This is a genomic window from Methylobacterium sp. W2 (assembly GCF_020662345.1).
In the GTDB taxonomy this organism is placed as follows: Bacteria; Pseudomonadota; Alphaproteobacteria; order Rhizobiales; family Beijerinckiaceae; genus Methylobacterium.
The window spans coordinates 1-15,382 of sequence record NZ_VMOA01000051.1; the positions used below are offsets into that span (position 1 = coordinate 1).

Consider the following 15,382-nt stretch of genomic DNA (forward strand, 5'->3'; position numbering starts at 1 on the left):
CCCCCGGACGCCGCCGAGTGCGGATGCGATCCCGGCGTGAGCGGAACCGGTGCCGCCGCCATTGGCGGCGGCACCCTTTTCATGAGCCCTTCGCGAAGAGCGGCCCCGAGACGGCAGGGGTCACGCCCCCTCGAGCGTTGCCTACTCGCTGCCCTTCCAAAGCTTCTACAAAACCGTCGCCCAAAGAGTCGTTGTCATGGCAGAGAACACGGTCTCAAGAACGATTTCGTCGGCCACCCTTAGGAGCACCTAAATCGTCAGTTTGGTCGGCACTCGATACACCACCATCAAGGACGAGGAGTCGCCAGGACGTTCGCTAAAGGCTACTATATGAGCGAATATTTATAGAGACTTCTGAATAATATCCAGAGCATCTGCGCAAGTTGGCGCGACGATGAAGTTGTTCGGACGCCTCCGAATCGACAGAGGTGTCCATTGAAGAGGACGCCTATGAAAAAAAAATATGATGTACCTCAGTCAGTCCCAGGGCTGGCAGTAAGCTCTTGATGCCTGGCAATAAATTCAGAGCGACACAACAACTTCTTCTGTAAATATTATTAATATAAATCGACATAAAATATTTGCACAAACCCAGAAATAAATTAATGCTGGTTATATTTCTTATGATTATGATCTTTTATGTAACTGTCGATCATTTCGTTCGATTTACACACGATCGCGCTATAGACTGGACAGCCCTTCATGCAAAAAAGCGATATCGTGCAAGTAAGATATCGAACACCTTCTATCAAAATCACATCTTCGCGCGCAAACCAGTTAGTTCCCTCATCGAAATTTCTAAGCTGTCCTATGCTACCTACTAAATATCTGATGTTACTTTTGCGTCCAAGAATATAATCGGGAAGCATCCATTCTGCCGCGTCAATGCCAAATCTAATAACTGAAGAGGCGTGAGCAATTTTGGCTATTAATCGAAGAAAATTGTCGGATTTAAACTTTAGCTCCATCGAAATGTTAATGCCGGGTAAAACAATTCCGTAGGCAAAACTTTTCATAAAGTCCGGAAGTGGCTCCTGCCACATTATTGGCTCTAGGGCATAAGTTTTATCCGGAGGCGCGTCGAGTTGAATCCCCGGTTCAGCGAAGAAAGGCATAATTAATGGGATGTATTTGCACTTCGCGATTGGCTGCCGAATCCGAATTGGACTATTGCCGTTTTCAACTAGCAGATCAACATGTGTAAGTCTTTCGTCCTTTCGTCTAGTTGGCATTTTGTGAAAGCTTCGGAACGGCCCGAAAAGATTGCGAGTAACATCTTGCTCGAATCGCTTTGTAGTATCAGCGCACTCTTCGCAACTTGCCTGCTGAAGTATCCACGCGCCTGCCAGTGAATATGGCATCACGTGCTCCCGCCCTCTTTTCTGCTTCGATCCACAGTAAATGCACTTGTCGAACGGTCCGTAATATTTGTGATCTGTAATAATTACTGTCATAATTTCCCTATAAATTGTATATCGACTAATTATACTTTTGCACGTGCAGTAAATTGTCTTTTATCGCTCTTTTGCGATCGGACCGCAGCGGATCCCCGTCGCTTGCCTTCCATTGCCCCATTAAGCAGTACTTCACCTAAGCGGGCCGGTCGCCCCGCAACTTTAACATTGTGAGAACTGCAATGGCTGCGCCCGTCGCGACCCCGTTATCTACCACGACTTCCGCACCGCCCCCTAAATCACTGCCTGAGTCTACCATCGACGCGACAACCAAAAAGCAGAGCGATCCGCACGGTTCCGGCAAACCACTCGGCCGGCCCCCGGCCGGACGGTTGCGACCCGCTACGCTTGATGTCCATTCGACACGTCCTTCCTCTTTTCCGTTTCGGCGGTCAGAGCGACCAGCCGCCGTCGATCACCGTGGCGGCGCCGGTGACGAACCCGCCGAGGTCCGAGCACATCCATAGCACCGCTTCGGCGATCTCCTCCGGCTTGCCGAGGCGGCCCACCGGTTCGAGGTCGATCGCCTTCTGAACGTCGCCGCCGGTGAAACGGTCCATCATCGGCGTCTTGATGTTGCCGGGGAGGACCGCGTTCACCCGGATGTTCTGCCTGGCATAATCCAGCGCGGCCGAGCGGGTCAGGCCGATGATGGCGTGCTTGGAGGCGGCATAGGCGGCACCGCCCGCCACCCCGCGGATGCCGGCGCCCGACGAAGTGTTGACCACCACGCCGCCCCCCTGGCGCACCATCTGCGCCAGTTCATGCTTCATGCAGAGGAAGGTGCCGCGGAGATTGATGGCGAGGATGCGGTCCCACGCGTCGAGGTCGATGGCGTGGACCGGTGCGGCCTCGTTCTCGACGCCCGCATTGTTGAAGGCGCAATCGAGGCGGCCGAAGCGCGCGACGGTGCCGGTGACCGCCGCTTCCACCTCCGCCGGTACGGACACGTCGCAGACGAAGGCCAGCACCTCGCCGCCCGCCGCTTCGATCTCGGCCCGCAGCCGCTCCAGCGCATCCTCCGTCCGGTCGGCGATGGCGACCCGCGCCCCCTCGGCGGCGAAGGCGCGAGCGGCGGCACGGCCGATGCCGCTGGCGGCGCCGGTGACGAAGGCGACCTTTCCGGTGAAACGGGGCATGGGGGGCATGGCGGGCATGGATGAACCTTCCGGCTGACCTAGGTGGCGAGCCCGAGTGCTCGCCGGTGAGCCGGAGATAGAGGCCGTCCCCCGCCCCAATCACCCGTCCCTCACTCAACGGAACGATGAGCGTCGCTCATCGCCGGATGGCCCGTGGTCTACCGGCCGAGGGGCCGCACCTCGTGGATCACGTCGATGAGGAGCCGCAACCCGGTCGGCAGCTGGCGGCGGCCGGGATAGTAGATGTGGAAGCCGCTCCCCATGGGCGCCCAATCCGCCAGCACGATGCGGAGCTCCCCTCGGTCGACCATCGGCATGACGCAGGGTTCGGGGAGATAGGCCAGCCCTCCGCCCGCCGCCGCGAGGCCGAGCGCGAATTGCGTGCTGTCGAGGGTCACCGCGCCGGGCACGTCGAGGGCGAGCGATTCGCCCGGCTGCTCGAACTCCCAGCGGTAGAGGCTCTCGTCGCCGAGGCGGATGCGCAGGCAGCGATGAACCGACAGGTCGCGGGGATGGCCGGGCGTCCCATGCGCATCGAGATAGCCAGGCGCGCCGACCACGACCCAGCGCAGGTCGGCCGAGAGGCGCTGGGCCACCATGTCCTGAGGTACGGTGCCGCCATATCGGATGCCGGCATCGGCCCCGGCATCCACCACGTCGAGCAGATCGTTGGACACCCGAACCTCGATCTCGACCTGCGGGTAGCGCGCGCTGAAGACGGGCAGGACGGGTGCGAGGAGCAGCGTGCTCGCATGTTCGAGCACGTTGAGGCGGATGCGCCCCGCCGCGCTTCCCGGCTCGCGATGCCGGTTGAGGCCATCGAGGGCGGAGCCGATGGCCGTGAAGGGGGCGTCCAGGGAGGCGAGAAGCTCCTCGCCGGCCGCCGTCAGGGTGACGCTTCGGCTGGTGCGGTTGATCAGCCGCACGCCCAGGCGAGCCTCCATCGCCTTGAGGGCATGGCTGAGCGCGGAGGCACTGACGCCGAGCTCCAGGCCCGCGCGCCGGAAGCTGCGGTGGCGGGCGATGGCGAGAAACGTGCCGAGATCGGCAAGGTCGGTCCGACGGGTCAACATGGACACACCGCAACGTCCCCCGACGGACAAACGATCCGGGCAACGGAGAATGCCCGACGAACCTCCCGGCCACCATCGGGTCTGGCTCTCGGCCCAGCGAGAGTTCCACCGAAGACGATCATGACATAACTCCCAAAATAGGAATTTATGATTGACAGCGTGACGCTCCTCGGGTATCAATGAGGAACGCTCAAGAAGTGTGACGAGAGGGGCAGCGAGATGGAGCTTCCCCGGGAGACACGCCAGCTCGTCGAGCAATTGATGCGGACGACGAGCATGACCGGCCGCGAGATCGCGGAGCGGACGGGGGTCCGCGCCCAGACGATCAGCACGTGGAACCGCCAGCATGGCTGGCGCGAGGGGGTGCGCGACGCAGCCCGCCGCCTCGACCCCGGAGCCTGGGCGCCCGCGCGACGGCGCGCCGTGGCGAAGCTCTACGGGATGGCGGAGATCGAGGCCGCGACCCTGGCGGTGGCGCTCGGCGGCACCGTCGTCGGCGCGCCGGCCCTGTTCCGCGCCTGCGGCTTCGAGCGGAGGCCGCGCGCCAGCCCGGTGCCGCCCCCGCCGAAGGGCGGGGCGCCGCCTTCGGAGGCGCGGGTGACGGACAATCTGGGCGAGGCTCTGCGCGCCCATATCGGCCGCCAGATCGCGCGGTTCGACGCGGCGCTGACCGGCGAGACGCCGCCGGGCCTCGATTCGGCGAAGGTGCTGCGCGACCTCGGCGGGCTGAAACGGCTGCTCGACGACCTCTCCGGCGATGACAGGGAGCGGAACCATGCGACGTCCCGCTTACCCGCCGACGACCCCCGTGAGGAGGATCTGCCGGCCCTGCGCGCGGCAATCGCGGCGCGCTATGCGGCATGCCTCGGCGAGCGGCCGGATGCCGGGCTTCCTGGCGAGCCTGCCGCCGCACCTGATCCGTGCGCTGGCCGCGGACTGGCTCCATAACGCCCGGACCGACCAGCTGCCGCCCTGCCCGTCGCGGGAGGACTGGACGACCTGGGCGGTGATCGGCGGGCGCGGCTCGGGCAAGACCCGCACGGGGGCCGAATGGGTGCGGGCGCTGGCCGCGGGCGACCCCGCCTTCTGCGCGGGGGCGGTGGGCCGCATCGCCCTCATCGGCGAGACCTATGCCGACGTGCGCGACGTGATGATCGAGGGGCCGTCCGGCCTGCTGTCCCTCTCCGGGTCGCGGCCGCTCTGGTCGCCTTCGCGGCGGCGGCTCGAATGGGCCAACGGCGCCGTGGCCCTGGCCTTCTCGGCCGAGGAGCCGGATTCCCTGCGCGGGCCGCAATTCGGCGCCGCCTGGTCCGACGAGATCGCCAAATGGCGCCGGCCGGAGGCCGCCTACGACATGATCCAGTTCGGCCTGCGCCTCGGCGACCGGCCGCGCAACCTCGTCACCACCACGCCCCGGCCGATCCCGCTGATCCGCCGCATCCTGTCCGACCCGCTCACCGTGGTGAGCCGGTCGCGCACCGCCGACAACGCCGCCAACCTGGCGCCGTCCTTCCTCGACACCGTGGTCGGGCGCTATGCCGGCACGCGGCTCGGGCGCCAGGAGCTCGACGGCGAGCTGATCGAGGACCGGCCCGACGCCCTGTGGACGCGGGAGGGGATCGAGGCCGCGCGCCTCGACCGGATGCCGGAGCTCGGGCGGATCGTGGTGGCGGTGGACCCGCCGGCCTCCTCGAAGGCGGGGGCCGATGCCTGCGGGATCGTCGCCGCGGGGCTCGGGCCGAACGGGCACGCCTATGTGGTCGCCGACGCCACATTGGGCCGGGCGAGCCCGCAGGCCTGGGCCGGCGCGGCTTTGGCGCTCTACCATCGCCTCGAGGCGGACAGCCTCGTGGTCGAGATCAACCAGGGCGGCGAGATGGCGATCGCCGTCATCGCCGAGGTGGATGCCGCGGTGCCGGTGATCCCGGTGCGGGCGACGCGGGGCAAGTATCTCAGGGCCGAGCCGGTCTCGGTGCTCTACGCGCAGGGCCGCGTCCATCACGTCGGCAGCCTGCCGGCGCTCGAGGACGAGCTCTGCGATTACAGCTAAAAGGCAGATTACTGATAATTATCAGACGCTTGCGCTTTACGGTTGTCGACTGAATAAACCGGAACAGGCACAGAACGGGTTGTGGCATTGTAAAACGCTTAACAGCCCATGCCCGGTCGCGCCAAACGAAAACGCCGTCGCGGGGGTTGGAGCCCGCAACGGCGATCAGACGTATGGTTGCCTGGAAGGAACCAGTACTCAAAATAATGGTGCACGCCCCTCAAGGGCAACAGCCACTTCGAGAAATTTTATAGAACCGTTTTTTTGCCCATCCCTCATCTCCGGAGGGTTTTCGGCATGACGGTACATAGCCTTCCCAATCCGACCGAACTCCGCTTGGCACTTCGCTCGCGCGGCTTCCACCCGGTTCCTGTTTCGGGTCCGACGATGAACGTCCCGGCCGCCGGCAAGCGACCGATGATGCCGGCATGGGAAAGGCGTTGCTTCGATGCCTCCCCCGAAGAGATCGAGCGATGGGGCCACAGCTACCCCGACAGCGTGAACACTGGGCTCCTGTGCGGCCTCCTCGCGGGCGTCGATATTGACGTACTTCAACCCCCTCTCACCAATGCGATCGCCGAGCAAGCCGCTCGTATCCTCGGACCGACCCCATTCATGCGGATCGGTCGCGAACCGAAGCTGCTTCTCGGCTACCGGCTCACAACCCCGGCGGACAAGATCCAGACCCCGGCGCTTCACTTCACCAACGACCCGCAGGAGAAGCCTACGAAGGTCGAGATCCTGCTGCGCGGTCAGCAGTTCGTCGCGTTCGGCATCCACCCTGAAACCGCCTCCCCCTACCGTTGGCCGGATGCTTCTCCGCTCACCGTAGATTTCGCGGACCTCCCAGAGACCACCGAAGCCGACCTACGCCGGTTCATTGGCGAGGCCGAGACGATCCTGCGGAACGCGGGGGCGGCGACCAAACGCGAGCGTAAGCGTACGGACCAGACCCGCGAGACCAAGGGTCGGAGGGCCGCCGGCATCAAGTCGGGAGAGAAGCCAGACCGCGAAACCATCGCCGATGCTCTGAGCCACGTCCCGAACGACTTCGACTACGATGGATGGGTCCGCATCGGTTTCGCGCTGTACGATGGCCTCGGTGAGGGCGGGCGCGATCTTTGGGAGAACTGGTCCGCGACCTCCCCGAACGACAACGCCGGGTTCACCTCGCGCAAATGGCACAGCTTCGCTGGCGGGCGCTCCGTCACGATTGCTACCCTGCTCTGGCATGCCGCTGAGAACGGCTGGCGGCGACAGGGGGCTGTTCGCTCAGGAGCACCGAAGCGCGACCGGGCCGAGCGCCGGGCTAGCCCGGACCCCGAAGCCGAGACACACAGCGAGGAGGACAGCCGGCCGATCGTGCGCTTCGTCAGCGGCAAGGTGCCGGAAGGGGTCGATCGCATGGAGGCGATCATGCTGGCCTCGCCGGTCGAGATCTACTCTCGCGCCGGTGCCCTTGTCCGACCCGTCATCGACGCCGTTCCCGCCGCCAAAGGCCGGATGACGACGGTGGCCCGCATGTGCCCCCTCACTACCGTTTCCCTCGCCGACATGGCCGCACGGATTATGCGGTTTCAGCGGTTCGACATGCGCGCCGAGGATTGGCTGGACATCAACCCGCCGGTGGAGATGACAGCGACCCTGCTCGCCCGCGAGGGACAATGGCGGGTGCCTCCTGTGGCCGGAATCATCACCACGCCGACCCTGCGCCCCGACGGCTCGTTACTCACGAAGCCCGGCTACGATCCCGCGACGCGGCTCTATCTCGCTCTCGATCCCGGCTTCGCCATGCCGGAATTATTAGAGAGGCCCGACCGTGACGAAGCGATTGCCGCGCTGACCTTCATCGAGACGCTGCTGGCTGCCTTTCCTTTCGTCTGTCCGACCGATCGCGCTGTCGCCTTGTCTGGCATCCTCACGGCCCTGGTCCGGGGCGTTCTTCCAACGGCGCCCCTTCACGCCATCCGAGCGCACAGCCCAGGCACAGACAAGAGTTTCCTGGTGGATCTCGCCGCGACTATCGCCACCGGTCGGCGCTGCCCGGTCATTGCGGCCGGCAAAACCGAGGAGGAGACCGAGAAGCGCCTTGGTGCCCTCCTTCGCGACGCCGTTCCGGTCGTGTCGATCGACAACGTCAACGGCGATCTGGGCGGCGACATGCTCTGCCAGCTCACCGAACGCCCTCTGGTTCGAGTGCGCATCCTTGGCAAGTCCGAGGCGCCCGAACTCGAATGCCGCTCGGCTACCTTCGCCACCGGCAACAACCTTGTCCTGTCCGGCGACATGACCCGCCGCGCCTTGGTCTGCTCCCTCGATGCGGTGATGGACCGACCGGAGTTGCGGGACTTCACCTTCGATCCGATCGCCAGAGTTCTGAACGACCGAGGAAACTACGTCGCTGCCGCACTCACCGTGATCCGGGCCTATCGGGTTGCGGGCTCTCCGACGGTCTGCGGGGCGATCGGCTCCTACGAGGACTGGTCCGACATGGTGCGGTCACCGCTCGTGTGGCTCGGGCATGCCGACCCGGTGGCGAGCATGGAAACGGCGCGGGAGGAGGACCCCGAACTGTCAGCCATACGTGAACTCTTCGAGCACTGGCGCGCGCACCTGAGCTTAGCGAGCAGCTACACAACCAATGCAATCACCAAGGCAGCCTGTGAGAAGCAGCCCGGATCGCAGTTTGACTATGGCACTCACGATTTTGTGGCGCCGGAGTTCCGTGACTTGCTGTTGCGTCAGGCAGGCGACGGCGGCGCGGTGAATAGCCGACGCCTCGGTAAGTGGCTGTCCCGGATCAAAGGCCGTGTAATCGGCGGATACCGGATCGAGATGCGAGAGGATGGAAGCCATGGCAACCGGTTCTCGCTCCGCCAAGTGGGGCAAGCGCCTCACGCCTCAGCGGCACCGGTTTTTTGATGCGGGCTTAAGGAATGGGGGTTTGGGGTGTTTTGGGGGTTTGTTTCATCCCAACGTGGCAAACTGTCAGTGAATCTCGACTTATCGTACCAGCGAGCGCACAGGCGAGCGCACATGACAGTTTACGGGTAGCGGCCAAATCGTACCCCCGAAACCACCGAAACCCCCAATCCGATCCGGTGGCCTGCCAATGATCCCCGCCGGAGACCAGTGGGGACCGTTCGCCCCCAACCTCGACCCGGCCGAACGCCGCGCTCGCCTCCCGTCCCTGCGCGCTTTGAGCCGCGTCTACGCCGATCCCCGCGCCCTCACCGTCTGCTAGCTTCTCGCTCAGGCCGAGACCGACCTCCACGCCTTGGAGCCAGCCAGCCGAGCCCTCAATCACCTCGCGCCCCTCGACCGTCGCGTGGTCTGCCTCTATCGGCGACGATGAGGCTCAGGCCCTCGCCGAGACCCTGTACAGCCGCAGGAACGCGATCAGGGGCGCGCTGAGGCCCATCGGCATCCCAGCTGGGCGGCCGAGCCTGTTCCCGCCGCGCCAGCGCCCTGTAATCCGCGGCGTGCTTTTTCCGAGATGCCCACGCTACTGCCGAGCGGCAGCGGTAGGATGTCCGTGCGCGGCTTTGCCTGCGGCGATACTATCGAGCAGCTGCGCCGAAACGCCTTTGCCGCGAAGGGCGCTCAACGGGATTACTGCCGGGCGCCCACACACCGCAGTAGCATGCACGACATCTATGGATTGCACGGCGATCCCGAGTTCACTGGCATCTGCCCATACAGACAATGCGCCAGTGTCATCGCTGGGGGTATCTGCACATATCTCGTTGCCGGGCTCATCATTAGAGGGGCCGCGTGCCTCTTTCCAAAGCCGAAACAAGGCAGGTGACGACAAGTAGCCAGTCGGTTTTCCTGTCTTGCTGTTTTTGTCAGTCGTACCGCCGAGTTGCGGCCCAAGTAGATCAACCCAATTGACAGGCTTTCCGGTTAAAAGGTCATACGTGATGCCATTATTATCATGTGTAGGGTAGGCTGTGCCGCAATAGGTATCGTCGTCCATAAAGACAGTTAGAAATCCTGGCCCAGTCATCGGCACGCTGACTTTGCGGGTGAACGATCCACCGGCAGGCGCCTCCATGTCCTTGGCCATGACTTCACACTCTTTGATTGAAGACCGGGCTTCGGCATCGAGCTGGGTGAGGGCGTGGTTGATTCGATCGTATGCTATACCAGGCGTGGGCTTGAGCCTGGGCAGCGCTTGGACGCCGGGACCAATCTGACGCTGATGGAGAAGTTTGACTGCGGAACCGGCAGCTGGTGGGGCATATGCCGGTTCCGCCCAGGTCGGGCTGCTTGAGATAAGCAGAACCAATGTGGTGAGGGCTGTCCGAGTTCTCATTGTGGCCATCCATCGAGCGCGATTACACGTTCACAGGAGAGCTAAGGTCGAGTTGTAAAGATCACTCTGTGAAACCAGTAAAAGCGGATCGAGTGCACCGCCGACCTGTTTCAGCCTTAACATGCAGTAAGCTCGGCACATGCAGCACAGCGGGCTGCCCGACTGCCGGGTGCACTGCCTTCCCCCTTAACGCACCCTTTCACGGTGCGAGCGCTAAGGCGGAGGGGCCTTTCGCCCCACCGCCAACTACGACCGTTCTCAATGGGCTTTAGCGGTTACCGCCTGAGGTGCGGCCATACTGCCAGACCGGGAAGCTGTTCTGCTCGGCATTCCCTTCCTGGGCCGAGTCGTGACCCCGGCCACGGCCGTACCCGATCGAGCCGGTCGTGAGCTCGTCATCGGCCGCAGCGGAGGACATCACGTCATAGGCCGGGACCTGCCCCCGTGCGAGATAGTCCTTGGCAAGCGCGGGCGAAGCAATGGCGCTGACGCTCAGGACGACAGCAGCAGCAGCAGAAGCAATACGAGTGTTCATGGCACAATCCACTTGGGTTTGCGCGGTCTCCGTCGGATGGCGGTGGGCCGTGACTTTCTCAGAAACCTTGATCTAGGCCCCTTGGAGCCGGAACGGCGTGCCGTTGGGCACACACGATCTGACCAAGTGGAATTTCAATCTGGCTCCGAACCCTACGGTCGGATACCGACCTCGGAGGGGTGGCGGAGACCATGCCTAACGCGATGCGGCAGGAATGCCGTGTTGGTCATTGCCGCCATTGGCAACACCAAGTCCCAATGCGCCGCACTCCGGGGAGTACCACCCGATCCGCATCGCGACGCCGACCGGCTCGATAGTCGGTCGCCCATTGCCGCCTCAAGAGCTTGGAGCGCCAATGCGATGCGCTCGGGAAACTCACCCTCCGGAGGCGGGAAGGCGCATGTCATGGCGCGGTCGACTCCGACCATAAAGGGAGATGCCTCCCCGTACCCGCTGTGGAGATGCCGGGTGGTGAACTGTCTGTTCATGGGGGGACTGACGGCTACGGCGCCGGCTCGCTGACGGGCGGCCAATCCGCCCGCGGACATGCTTAATTCTTCAACCGTGGCTTGGTTCGAGCGCGGATCTAAGGAATCGACGAAAAAGGCCGCCCATAGGCGGCCTTCCTGCGAGTCGATGAATATTAGAACGAGGGTGTCAGAGCCCCATCAGCACGTTGGCTGAGCTGAACAGCGTCGCAGCCAGCATGAAGGACGCGACTGCGGCCATGGCGTATGAGAAAACCTTCATTAGCAGCGGTTCCCGCCGGACGTCTGGCCGTACTGCTGGACCGGGAAGTTCTGCTGGTTCGCATTACCCTCGGCGGCCGAGCTCATCGGGCAGCTGGCCGGGTTACGCGAGAACGCGCTGTCGCGGGTACCAAGCGAGCCAGTAGCATCGACCTCATGCGAGTTGAACGAGGTGTAGCGGGACGGACGCTCGAAAGCCATCGCGGAAGAGATCGGAGCAACGCCAAGGATAAGAGCGGTGGCGATGGCGGCGATACGGGTCTTCATGTGGATGACTTAGCTCCTTTGCGCTACAGTCCTGGGATCAGGTCTGTTTGCTGCTGTCTGAAACTAAGATAGGGTGCCAATCTAATTCTTGACGTGCCGACGCACACCCGATGGCGCGGATTAACTCCACTGGAGTGGAAGCCATGACCCCGAGCGAACAAGCCGCCTATGTCCGGGGCGTGAAGCAGGCCCGTGAAATGGCGAAGATCGCAGCCGTCACCATCGAGGCTCGCGACGATCACAAGAATGTTCGCCAGCAGGCGGCCGCCGCTGCCCTTCACGGATTGGCTGAGGGTTTGAAGGAGCTACTGTCGGCCAAGGTCGCATCTATTCCGGCCCCAGTGTGTTGATCTTTGTCGATATCGACCAAGGCAAAATCCCTGCTCATGGATGCACTTAAGGGCGATATGCGATATGCAGGTCTTCATGGAAACCTGCATAACGGGATTCAGGGATAGCTGTTTTAAGGGTGATTCAAACAGCTATGGCAGACAGCAGGGACGACGATGGCAGCACGAGGAAAGCCGTTCCAGAAGGGTCAGACGGGCAACCCTGCCGGCCGGCCCAAAGGCAGCCGTAGCAAGTCTACGCTCGCCCTGGAGGCCATCCTGGAGGGCGACGCCGAGAGCATCGTTCGCAAAGCCATCGAGCTAGCTACCAACGGCGACACCCAGGCCCTGCGCATGTGCCTGGATCGCCTCATGCCGGCCAGGAAGGACCGCCCCGTGCAGTTCGACCTCCCCGTGATCGAAACCACTGCTGACCTGCCCAGGGCCACCCACGCCCTGCTGCAGGCCGTTGCCGCTGGCGAACTCACCCCGTCCGAGGCCGCCGACATCTCGAAATCCGTCGACGCTCACGTCCGTGCCATCGAGGCAACGGATCTGCATGAGCGCCTTGCCCGCCTCGAGGAGATGACCCAACCATGACCTCGAAAGTGATCGATCCCCGCCTCCGTAGGCTGGAAAAGGTGAGGAAGGCCAACCGTTTCGACAACATGTCGGAGGAGCAACTGAACGAGGAGATCAACCTTTACATCGGCGAGGTCTGCGCGCCGTACGGCACCGTCAACGCCACGGCCGAGGCCTTGAAGACATCCCCAGACCGGTTGGACCAGGAAGTGGCCGGGCACCTCGAATGGTACATCAACTATGTGGGCGAGGAGCGGGCTGCCGGGCGGATGGGGTGAGGGACCGGATGAGGACGACTAGATCGAAGGACAATTGCGATGACGAACGATCGTTTTAGGCAGCATACGTTAGCTCATTGTGTGAGAGTGATAATGGTGCGCGTTCAGGGCGTCCGATCAGGTAACCCTGAGCGGCGTCGCATCCAAACGATCTTACTAGCGAGAGCTGATCGGCATCTTCGATGCCTTCCGCAAGTGTCGGGATACTCATATCCCGTCCCATCTGCGTGATCGCCTTAATGACCGCCATTGAATGCTTGTCATTGATTGCCGATGCAACGAAGCTGCGGTCGATTTTGATCCGATCAACCGGCAAATCGCGTAGGTGAGCGAAGGACGAGTACCCCGTCCCAAAATCGTCCATTGCGATCTTGATGCCAAGCTGGCGCAATGACGACAGAGTGTGAACAAGCTGTGGCCCATTTTCGACCAGTGCAGTTTCTGTGAGTTCGATCTCCAGCCTATGTGCAGGCAAACCGCTCTTAGCCAGCGCCGAAGTTACGTGAGCGAGAAGCATTGGTGAGCGGAACTGGACTGCAGAGACGTTGACCGCCACATGCTGGTTCGTCGGCCAAGTAATTGCCTGACGACACGCTTCTTCCAAGACCCAGCGACCGATCGAGACGATCAACCCAGTTTCCTCCGCGAGTGGGATGAACGTCGCCGGCGAAACGGTCCCCCGGGTCGGATGCTCCCACCGGATCAATGCCTCGAACCCGACGATGCTGTCGTCCATAAGGGCCATGATCGGCTGAAACGCGAGATAGAACTGGTTTTCGGCCAAGGCGATCCGGAGCTCGTTTTCCAAGAGATGCCGGTCGGCGATGGCTTCCATCATTCCAGGCGTATAACGAGCCGCGCGGCCGCGCCCGTGGCGCTTGGCTTCGTACAGGGCGATGTCGGCTCGCTGCATCAAGTCCGCGGGGCTCGACGTTTCCTCCGTGCCGCATACGCCAATGCTGCAACCAATCACGACGGTAAGATCATCAAATGTATATGGCTTTTCAATTTCGGCGACAATGTGCTCGGCAAGCGTCTCGGAAGCCTCTGCACCCACACGGGTGAGCACCGCCATCTCATCGCCGCCGTGACGCGCAACGAACCCAATTTCCCCGACCATCTCATTTAGCCGCTCGGCCACACCAGCGAGGAGGCGATCGCCGATGCCATGGCCGAAGGTATCGTTGACAGCCTTGAATCGATCGAGATCGATGAGCAAAAGTGTGACCGGTTGCTCCGACTCAGAAGCCTGCGTCATGTGCTCGACAAGCGAACGCCGGTTTGCCAATCCCGTAAGCGGATCCTGATAGGCAAGCTGCGAAATTTCCCGCTGCGCCTCTCTTGCCTGTGTAACGTCATCGAATGTCAGCACCGCGCCATCGTCGATAGGCTGGCAGACGATAGACAAGATTCGGCCGTCGTCGAACACATGCTCGACGCGTGTTTCATCATCTTTGACGATCCAAGCCCGATGGTTTGCCAACACCCGCGCGACCCGGTCCCCGTCCCATCCATTCGCACTTCCGGTCTGCTCCAGATATGCCGTCAGGCTCATCCCCCGGGTCATAGTTCCCGGAGCGAGGTTGAGCATCGTGCAGAGGCGCTCGTTGTAGAGCTCGATGACCTCCGTCGCCGACACCGTGAGGATGCCGTTCGACATGTTACGCAGTGCAGTCGCCAGTACACGGGTATGAAGGGTCTCTTGGGTTTCAAAGCGCTTAGCTGCGCTCATCGCGAGGAATGTGCCCAGCAGAAGGATTGCCGCGCCGGTTGCGGTGAGTACGCTGAGGGCACCCTGAATACCCGGAAGGAGCTGATCGACCTGCTCCCCAACCAGAACAGTACCCGCTAGCGAGAGGAAATGCGTTCCGCAAACGGCGACGACAACGAGAGAAACGGTGACAACCGGTGGGTTGGCTCGCCTTGGCAAAGCGCAAGCCATGGCCATGCAGATGACACCCACTAGGCAAGCGACAATGTTGAAGCCGATTGACTGTGATTGATTGCACCCTTCCAATGCAGCCATACCGGTGATGTGCATCACGCCGATGCCGAGACCCGCCGCCGCGCCGGCAACGAACCGCATCCATAGCTGCGTGCATATAGTCGATAGGGCGAGAGGTATTCCGACTGCTATGATTGCCGCAGCAGCAGATATCACAGTTGTTTCAAGGTGGTAGTTCAAGACAATATCGGTTCGGTACCCAAGCATCGCTACGAAGTGAGTCGTCCAGACACCAATGCCTGCAACCACAGCTATTACAAGCAGCCACCATCGTTTGAGGCTCGTTGTAGCGATCTCCGCTTGGCCCCTGAGCCCCACGATCAACCAAGCGCTAAAGGCACAGATGGTAGCTGCGGCGAGAACAAAGCTCGGCGATTGGCTATCGAGGAACGAGGCAGACACTGATTGCATGCGATCGAATTGCCCCCAATAAGTTTGCGCTCCATCAATTTGTAGGGTGTTCGAATCGTTTATTTTCAGAGCCCTCTGATTCTCTTTAGGTTTGGCTGCTGCGGCGATTCGTCACCATAAACGTGGTGCGTTGTTGCATGCTCCGAATACTAAGGGACTATTCGATAACATATAACAGGTCACTGCGTCCGA

Annotated in this window: 14 protein-coding genes and 1 pseudogene; 7 read left to right on the forward strand and 8 right to left on the reverse strand. The window is 62.0% G+C overall.

The features are described from left to right. Positions 1-602: 602 nt before the first annotated feature. From FPV16_RS21985 to FPV16_RS22000, 4 genes and pseudogenes are all read right to left on the reverse strand, one after another. A complete protein-coding gene (locus FPV16_RS21985; protein ID WP_227440587.1) occupies positions 603-1,361 on the reverse strand; it encodes a hypothetical protein in 759 nt (252 codons plus the stop codon). A 365-nt stretch (positions 1,362-1,726) separates the two neighbouring features. After that, a pseudogene (locus tag FPV16_RS21990) lies at positions 1,727-1,813 on the reverse strand (cupin domain-containing protein); the annotation flags it as partial. A gap of 33 nt (positions 1,814-1,846) precedes the next feature. After that, complete coding sequence (locus tag FPV16_RS21995) at positions 1,847-2,593, reverse strand: SDR family NAD(P)-dependent oxidoreductase (RefSeq protein ID WP_227440636.1); 747 nt, start codon at positions 2,591-2,593, stop codon at positions 1,847-1,849. Between the two features lie 158 nt (positions 2,594-2,751). Then, a complete protein-coding gene (locus tag FPV16_RS22000; protein ID WP_227440589.1) occupies positions 2,752-3,666 on the reverse strand; it encodes a LysR family transcriptional regulator in 915 nt (304 codons plus the stop codon). Between the two features lie 219 nt (positions 3,667-3,885). On the opposite strand from FPV16_RS22000, the gene FPV16_RS22005 reads away from it, so the two are divergent. The 4 genes from FPV16_RS22005 to FPV16_RS26190 all read left to right on the forward strand — a co-directional run bounded on the left by FPV16_RS22005 (position 3,886) and on the right by FPV16_RS26190 (position 8,960). Continuing rightward, positions 3,886-4,614: a hypothetical protein gene (locus FPV16_RS22005; RefSeq protein ID WP_227440596.1), complete on the forward strand. Its 729-nt coding sequence runs from the start codon at positions 3,886-3,888 to the stop codon at positions 4,612-4,614. After that, positions 4,547-5,716: a DNA-packaging protein gene (locus FPV16_RS22010; RefSeq protein WP_227440598.1), complete on the forward strand. Its 1,170-nt coding sequence runs from the start codon at positions 4,547-4,549 to the stop codon at positions 5,714-5,716. Before FPV16_RS22005 ends, FPV16_RS22010 begins: the two co-directional genes overlap by 68 nt. 297 nt (positions 5,717-6,013) lie before the next feature. After that, positions 6,014-8,638 carry a PriCT-2 domain-containing protein gene (locus FPV16_RS22015; protein ID WP_227440600.1) on the forward strand — a complete coding sequence of 875 codons (2,625 nt, stop codon included), beginning with the start codon at positions 6,014-6,016 and terminating at the stop codon, positions 8,636-8,638. Between the two features lie 190 nt (positions 8,639-8,828). Next, positions 8,829-8,960, forward strand: coding sequence for a hypothetical protein (locus FPV16_RS26190; RefSeq protein WP_264483980.1), 132 nt, complete (start codon positions 8,829-8,831; stop codon positions 8,958-8,960). Between the two features lie 261 nt (positions 8,961-9,221). Here the strand turns inward: FPV16_RS26190 and FPV16_RS22020 are convergent, their stop codons facing one another. The 3 genes from FPV16_RS22020 to FPV16_RS22030 form a co-directional block, all read right to left on the reverse strand. Then, entirely contained in the window at positions 9,222-9,785 is a 564-nt protein-coding gene (locus tag FPV16_RS22020) for a hypothetical protein (protein ID WP_227440601.1), read from the reverse strand. Positions 9,786-10,302: 517 nt separating this feature from the next. After that, the gene (locus FPV16_RS22025) at positions 10,303-10,569 is read right to left on the reverse strand and encodes a hypothetical protein (protein WP_227440602.1); all 267 of its coding nucleotides are present in this window, start codon (positions 10,567-10,569) and stop codon (positions 10,303-10,305) included. Positions 10,570-11,318: 749 nt separating this feature from the next. After that, positions 11,319-11,585 carry a hypothetical protein gene (locus FPV16_RS22030; RefSeq protein ID WP_227440604.1) on the reverse strand — a complete coding sequence of 89 codons (267 nt, stop codon included), beginning with the start codon at positions 11,583-11,585 and terminating at the stop codon, positions 11,319-11,321. Between the two features lie 143 nt (positions 11,586-11,728). Here FPV16_RS22030 and FPV16_RS22035 point away from each other — a divergent pair, with 143 nt between their 5' ends. The 3 genes from FPV16_RS22035 to FPV16_RS22045 all read left to right on the forward strand — a co-directional run bounded on the left by FPV16_RS22035 (position 11,729) and on the right by FPV16_RS22045 (position 12,774). Then, the gene (locus FPV16_RS22035; protein ID WP_227440606.1) at positions 11,729-11,935 is read left to right on the forward strand and encodes a hypothetical protein; all 207 of its coding nucleotides are present in this window, start codon (positions 11,729-11,731) and stop codon (positions 11,933-11,935) included. 156 nt (positions 11,936-12,091) lie between these two features. Further along, on the forward strand, positions 12,092-12,514 hold the full coding sequence (locus FPV16_RS22040; protein WP_227440607.1) for a DUF5681 domain-containing protein: 423 nt from the start codon (positions 12,092-12,094) through the stop codon (positions 12,512-12,514). Continuing rightward, positions 12,511-12,774 (forward strand): hypothetical protein, encoded by a 264-nt coding sequence (locus tag FPV16_RS22045; protein ID WP_227440609.1) that lies wholly within the window; start codon positions 12,511-12,513, stop codon positions 12,772-12,774. Before FPV16_RS22040 ends, FPV16_RS22045 begins: the two co-directional genes overlap by 4 nt. 55 nt (positions 12,775-12,829) lie before the next feature. Here the strand turns inward: FPV16_RS22045 and FPV16_RS22050 are convergent, their stop codons facing one another. Further along, a complete protein-coding gene (locus tag FPV16_RS22050) occupies positions 12,830-15,190 on the reverse strand; it encodes an EAL domain-containing protein (RefSeq protein WP_227440611.1) in 2,361 nt (786 codons plus the stop codon). Positions 15,191-15,382 lie beyond the last annotated feature (192 nt).

Coding starts and splice junctions, on each gene's coding strand:
- FPV16_RS21985 (WP_227440587.1), bottom strand. CDS start 1,361: ATGCCATATTCACTGGCAGGCGCGTGGATACTTCAGCAGGCAAGTTGC.
- FPV16_RS21995 (WP_227440636.1), bottom strand. CDS start 2,593: ATGCCCCGTTTCACCGGAAAGGTCGCCTTCGTCACCGGCGCCGCCAGC.
- FPV16_RS22000 (WP_227440589.1), bottom strand. CDS start 3,666: ATGTTGACCCGTCGGACCGACCTTGCCGATCTCGGCACGTTTCTCGCC.
- FPV16_RS22005 (WP_227440596.1), top strand. CDS start 3,886: ATGGAGCTTCCCCGGGAGACACGCCAGCTCGTCGAGCAATTGATGCGG.
- FPV16_RS22010 (WP_227440598.1), top strand. CDS start 4,547: ATGCCGGGCTTCCTGGCGAGCCTGCCGCCGCACCTGATCCGTGCGCTG.
- FPV16_RS22015 (WP_227440600.1), top strand. CDS start 6,014: ATGACGGTACATAGCCTTCCCAATCCGACCGAACTCCGCTTGGCACTT.
- FPV16_RS26190 (WP_264483980.1), top strand. CDS start 8,829: ATGATCCCCGCCGGAGACCAGTGGGGACCGTTCGCCCCCAACCTCGAC.
- FPV16_RS22020 (WP_227440601.1), bottom strand. CDS start 9,785: ATGGCCAAGGACATGGAGGCGCCTGCCGGTGGATCGTTCACCCGCAAA.
- FPV16_RS22025 (WP_227440602.1), bottom strand. CDS start 10,569: ATGAACACTCGTATTGCTTCTGCTGCTGCTGCTGTCGTCCTGAGCGTC.
- FPV16_RS22030 (WP_227440604.1), bottom strand. CDS start 11,585: ATGAAGACCCGTATCGCCGCCATCGCCACCGCTCTTATCCTTGGCGTT.
- FPV16_RS22035 (WP_227440606.1), top strand. CDS start 11,729: ATGACCCCGAGCGAACAAGCCGCCTATGTCCGGGGCGTGAAGCAGGCC.
- FPV16_RS22040 (WP_227440607.1), top strand. CDS start 12,092: ATGGCAGCACGAGGAAAGCCGTTCCAGAAGGGTCAGACGGGCAACCCT.
- FPV16_RS22045 (WP_227440609.1), top strand. CDS start 12,511: ATGACCTCGAAAGTGATCGATCCCCGCCTCCGTAGGCTGGAAAAGGTG.
- FPV16_RS22050 (WP_227440611.1), bottom strand. CDS start 15,190: ATGCAATCAGTGTCTGCCTCGTTCCTCGATAGCCAATCGCCGAGCTTT.